6 protein-coding genes are annotated in these 4833 nt (G+C 55.0%); 5 read left to right on the forward strand and 1 reads right to left on the reverse strand.

Annotation, left to right across the window (positions count from 1 at the left end; genetic code table 11):
* Positions 1 to 131: 131 nt before the first annotated feature.
* The 5 genes from ACSZO4_RS24625 (at position 132) to ACSZO4_RS24645 (ending at position 3946) form a co-directional block, all read left to right on the forward strand.
* Positions 132 to 1070 (forward strand): LysR family transcriptional regulator, encoded by a 939-nt coding sequence (locus ACSZO4_RS24625; RefSeq protein WP_437891713.1) that lies wholly within the window; start codon positions 132 to 134, stop codon positions 1068 to 1070.
* Between the two features lie 85 nt (positions 1071 to 1155).
* Positions 1156 to 2049, forward strand: coding sequence for a LysR family transcriptional regulator (locus ACSZO4_RS24630; RefSeq protein ID WP_437891715.1), 894 nt, complete (start codon positions 1156 to 1158; stop codon positions 2047 to 2049).
* A gap of 109 nt (positions 2050 to 2158) precedes the next feature.
* Positions 2159 to 2566: a DoxX family protein gene (locus ACSZO4_RS24635; protein ID WP_437891716.1), complete on the forward strand. Its 408-nt coding sequence runs from the start codon at positions 2159 to 2161 to the stop codon at positions 2564 to 2566.
* A gap of 10 nt (positions 2567 to 2576) precedes the next feature.
* Complete coding sequence (locus ACSZO4_RS24640; RefSeq protein ID WP_437891717.1) at positions 2577 to 3533, forward strand: glutathione S-transferase family protein; 957 nt, start codon at positions 2577 to 2579, stop codon at positions 3531 to 3533.
* Between the two features lie 83 nt (positions 3534 to 3616).
* Complete coding sequence (locus ACSZO4_RS24645; protein ID WP_437891718.1) at positions 3617 to 3946, forward strand: DHCW motif cupin fold protein; 330 nt, start codon at positions 3617 to 3619, stop codon at positions 3944 to 3946.
* A gap of 14 nt (positions 3947 to 3960) precedes the next feature.
* On the opposite strand, the gene ACSZO4_RS24650 is transcribed toward ACSZO4_RS24645, so the two are convergent.
* Positions 3961 to 4755: a LysR substrate-binding domain-containing protein gene (locus tag ACSZO4_RS24650; RefSeq protein WP_437891719.1), complete on the reverse strand. Its 795-nt coding sequence runs from the start codon at positions 4753 to 4755 to the stop codon at positions 3961 to 3963.
* Between the last annotated feature and the right edge of the window lie 78 nt (positions 4756 to 4833).

Raw genomic sequence — 4833 nt, forward strand, 5'->3', positions numbered from 1 at the left:
GCGGGCATCGTGAAAAATCTATGGCAAAGAAAGCCTTATGTTCTCATAACTGACGATTAAATCGCACCTTCCTTAGGGTTAGCAGCGATAAAAGAATAATCAAAAATACCCTATAGCTATAAGGAAGGCTTATGACTTCATCCACCTCCCGCGTGCTGCTCAACCGCCTGATGTCACGGGCAAGACTCAAGCATATGCAGGCGCTGATTAAACTGACTGAGCTACGCAGTATGGGACGGGCCGCCGATGCTATCGGGATCACGCAACCGGCTATGTCGCAGCTGATTGCCGATCTGGAGCAACTGATCGAGGTGAAGCTTTTTCTGCGCCATACCAAAGGGGTGGAACCGACTGAGATAACCCTGGAGCTGGTCAAAATTGCACGGCGTATGGTGGCGGCCGCTGAAGATGGCGCGGAGCTTATCTCATGCATGAAAATGGATAATCACTTTCTGCGCATTGCCACCACGGCTGCGGCCTCTGGCGCATTGCTGAGCGAGGTGTTGCCGCAATTTTCTTCTGCGTACCCCAACGTCCATTCACAGGTGACAGAGGTGGCAGGCCAGGCGCTGGATGCCTGCCTGAGCGACAATGAATATGATCTGATCTGCTGCCGCAAACCACTGGTTATCCCTGAGGGATGGATTTTCACACCTTGTGTCCGCGATGAGTTAATTGTGGTCAGCTCCCGTGATCATCCGCTGGCTAACGGCAGCGACGCCACGCTGGACGCGCTGCAGGCTGCGACCTGGCTGATGACCCCCGTCGGCACCCTCGCCCGCATCCACTTTGAAGAGATGGTGGCGAAGAACAACTGGGTTGCGCTCAAACAGTTTCATATCATCTCCCGGGAGATGATCATCATCTGGTCAATAATGAAACAGGCAAAACTGCTCGCCCTTCTCCCCCGCAGTATTATCAAGCCCTGGCTGGAAAGCCGGGTCCTTGTTGAGCTGGACACCAGCATCATTATTCCGCTTGAAGATATTGGTTTTCTGCGCAAACAAAAGGATTACTCCGCATCAACCGCCCTGCTCGCCGATTATATGATGACCAATATTGCCCGTTAACGTCGCGCGCGTGTCGCCTGCCGCTATTCAGCCCCAGGGGGTTTTGTTATGGTGCTTTCTTTATTTTGTAAATCAGGAAAGCCTTATGGAACGGCTGGATTGCGACCGCATGTTTGTGGCGGTGATGGAGACCGGCAGTTTTACTGCCGCAGCGCAACGCTGCGGCACCAGCCACGGCCAGGCCTCGAAATTAATTTCCCGCCTTGAGAGTGAACTGGGGGTGAATCTGCTGCGCCGAAGCACCCGTTCCCTCACGCCAACGGAGGTGGGGCTGGCCTACTATGATCGTATCCGTCAGTTACTGATTGATTATGATGCCCTCAACGATTCGGTGCGCAACACCGCCAATACGCCTTCCGGGCTGCTGCGTATTTCCGCCCCGGTGACCTTCGGCGTGTCGCAGCTTGCGCCGCTGCTGGTGACTTTTGCCCGCCAGTACCCGGAGATCGAGCTGGACGTCAACTTCTCCGACCGGCTGGTCAATGTGGTCGATGAAGGTTTTGATATGGCGTTACGCATCGGTAATTTGACCGACAGCAGCCTGGTGGCCCGCCGTTTATGCCCCATTCGCAGCGTAGTGGTCGCTTCAGGTGATTATCTTGCCCGCCACGGCGAACCCACTCACTGGTCCGAGCTTGAGCAACATCAGCTGATTATCGACAGCAATTTCCGCGATCCCTGGCACTGGCCGTTTCGTGACGCAAAGCAGCAGATTCATGCCCAGCCCGTGCGCGGGCGGATTAAATTCTCCAACGCGGAGGCCTGTATAGAAGCCGCCTGTGCCGGGCTGGGCATCGCCCGCGTGCCAATGTTTATTGCCGAAAAAGCGCTGGATGCCGCGCGCGTGGTGCCGATTCTGGCAGCCTTTGAAGCCCCGCCGCTGGCTCTATACGCCGTCTATCCTCCGGCCCGTTATCTGGCGCAAAAATCCCGGGTGCTGATTGATTTTCTGGCCCACAGCTATGCGGCCCGCCAGTGATATCGCTATATTTTCCAATATGGAAATAAACATCCTCTTTTCAACCCAATAATAATCCGGATGGAAACACTCTATAGTCCTCCTATCAACTTATGACGAGGACACAACCATGACTGATTCACGCACTGCCCCTTACGCATCACTGATTTTACGCCTGGCGCTCGGTATCCTGTTTCTGGCCCACTTTGGCCTGAAGTTTTTTGTCTTTACTCCGGCAGGAACGGCACAATTCTTTGCCTCCCTTGGTCTGCCCGGCGGACTGGCTTATGTCACCATGGCGGTTGAACTGCTGGGCGCGCTGGCGCTGATCCTCGGTATCTATGCCCGCGTGGTCGCGGTGATACTGATCCCGGTTCTGCTGGGGGCGATTTTCACCGTTCACGGCCCGGCAGGCTTCTTCTTCACCAATCCGAACGGCGGTTGGGAATTCCCGGCCTTCTGGATTGTGGGTTTAGTTGCACTGGCCCTGACCGGTGACGGAAAATACGCGCTCAAACCCACCCCTGTAAAAGGTTAATGGAGTAAGCATGCTGATTGACGGTAAATGGACGGCGGACTGGCACCCGGTGCAGGCCACCGATGAGAAAGGCGGTTTTGTGCGTCAGACCTCAAGTTTCCGCCATTGGGTGACCCCGGACGGGGCACCCGGCATCACCGGCGATGGTGGATTTATTGCCGAGCCTGACAGGTATCATCTGTACGTCGCCCTGATCTGCCCCTGGGCATCGCGCACGCTGATAGCCCGCAAGCTGAAAGGGCTCGAAGAGGTGGTCAGCGTGTCGGTGGTTGAACCCTGGCTACTCGATGAGGGCTGGCATTTTGGCGACTATCCCGGCGCCGACCGGGATAGCCTGAATAACGCGCAGTGGCTGCATCAGCTCTACACCCGTGCCGATGCGACCTTTACCGGGCGCGCCACGGTGCCAGTGTTGTGGGACAAGAAAACCGGCACCATTGTTAATAACGAATCTGCCGATATCGTGCGCATTTTTAACAGTGGTTTTGGTCATCTGGCGCGCCATAACGTCGATCTCTACCCGGCGCTGCTGAGAGAAGAGATTGACCGTCTGAACAGCGAGATTTATCCGAAGCTGAACAACGGCGTTTACCGGGCGGGTTTTGCCACCACCCAGGTGAGCTATCAGGAAGCGGTGCAGGATGTCTTTTCCATGCTCGACCGTCTGGAGCAGCATTTGTCCACGGCGCAGTTCCTTTGCGGCGGCCAGCTAACCGAAGCGGATATTCGCCTGTTTGTCACCCTGGTTCGTTTTGATGCCGCTTATCACGGGCTGTTTAAATGTAATCTGCGCAAACTGAGTGAATACCCGAATCTGGATCGCTACCTGCGTGAGATGCTCGCCATACCCGGTATTCGCGAGACGGTAAACATTGATCATATTAAGCAGGGTTATTACTCGATTAAGGCGCTGAACCCTAACGGGATCGTGCCGCAGGGGCCGGATTTGAGTGCCTACGGGTTATAAGAAAAGCACCTGCTAATGCCCTTCCCTCCGTTTGGTAATTGCTTTATAAATTGTAAACAATTCAGACGGATGTGAGGGGCACCATGCAAATCAATAATATTCCTTTTGTACTCACCAACTGGCAGGAGATTGACCCTGTCCGCCACCCCGGCGAAGAAGGCTATGCCCTCTGGCGCACCGCCACATTCAATGATATTCGCGTGCGCATTGTCGAATATTCTCCTGGCTACAAAGCCGATCACTGGTGTTCGAAAGGCCATGTGCTGTTTTGCCTTGAAGGCGAGTTGCATACCGAGCTTGAAGACGGACGTACCTTTCTGCTGACTCCCGGCGTGAGCTATCAGGTGGCGGATAACGCCGAAGCCCACCGCTCCTCAACCGCCACCGGCGCGAAGCTGTTTATTGTCGATTAGCCTGCTCACGCAGACTATTTCATACTAAGCTGTTGCCCGTATGCGCAGGTGGCATCGATCACCTGCTGCGTGGCAGGTGAAATAAACGCATCTTTCAGATAAGTGATCCCCACCCGACGCGCCATCACCAGCTGATCGTTATCAATCCGCGTCAGTCTGGAGGCGAACTCTTTTTCAGCAAGGCTGTTTTCGGAAATAAAGCTCAGCAGCCCGCTGCTGGCAATCAGTCCGGGCACTGCGGCAAGTGAGCTGATTTCAATTTTGACGTCCAGCGCAGGACAGTGATTTTCATAAAACATACGCTCAAGCCACTGGCGCATCGAGACGGTTCTCGCAGGCAGGATCCAGCCGTAACGGCTGAGGTCGCGCAGGCTCGCGGGTTTACCCGCCAGCGGATGTTCACGTGAAGCCGCCACCACCACTCTGTCCGCCGTGACCGGATGCTGCACCACCGGCTTGTTGTAGCCCACCAGCGGGCCGATAATGATATCCAGCGCGTGCTGCTCCAGTTGATTAAACAGCACATCGTTCATACCAATCTGAATTTCCAGCTTCACATCAGGCACATCACGCTGCAGGCGTTTACAGACCTCGGGCAGGAGAAATTGCGTTGCAGAGCCTGCGCTACCGACCCGCACCACACCGCCGCTGCCGCTGCTTAATTCCGCCATGGTTTTTGCCACATCATCCCAGGAGCTTTGTAGCATCAGACCACGCTGGTACAGAATGGTCCCGGCTTCGGTAAGCGCCAGCCCTCGCCCGATACGCTTGAACAACTTAATGTTCAGATCCTTTTCCAGACGGGCAATGGACTTAGGGAAGGTGCGATTTAATCGTCAGTTATGAGAACATAAGGCTTTCTTTGCCATAGATTTTTCACGATGCCC

The organism is Phytobacter sp. V91 (genome assembly GCF_965644225.1).
Classification (GTDB): domain Bacteria; phylum Pseudomonadota; class Gammaproteobacteria; order Enterobacterales; family Enterobacteriaceae; genus CBFFRJ01.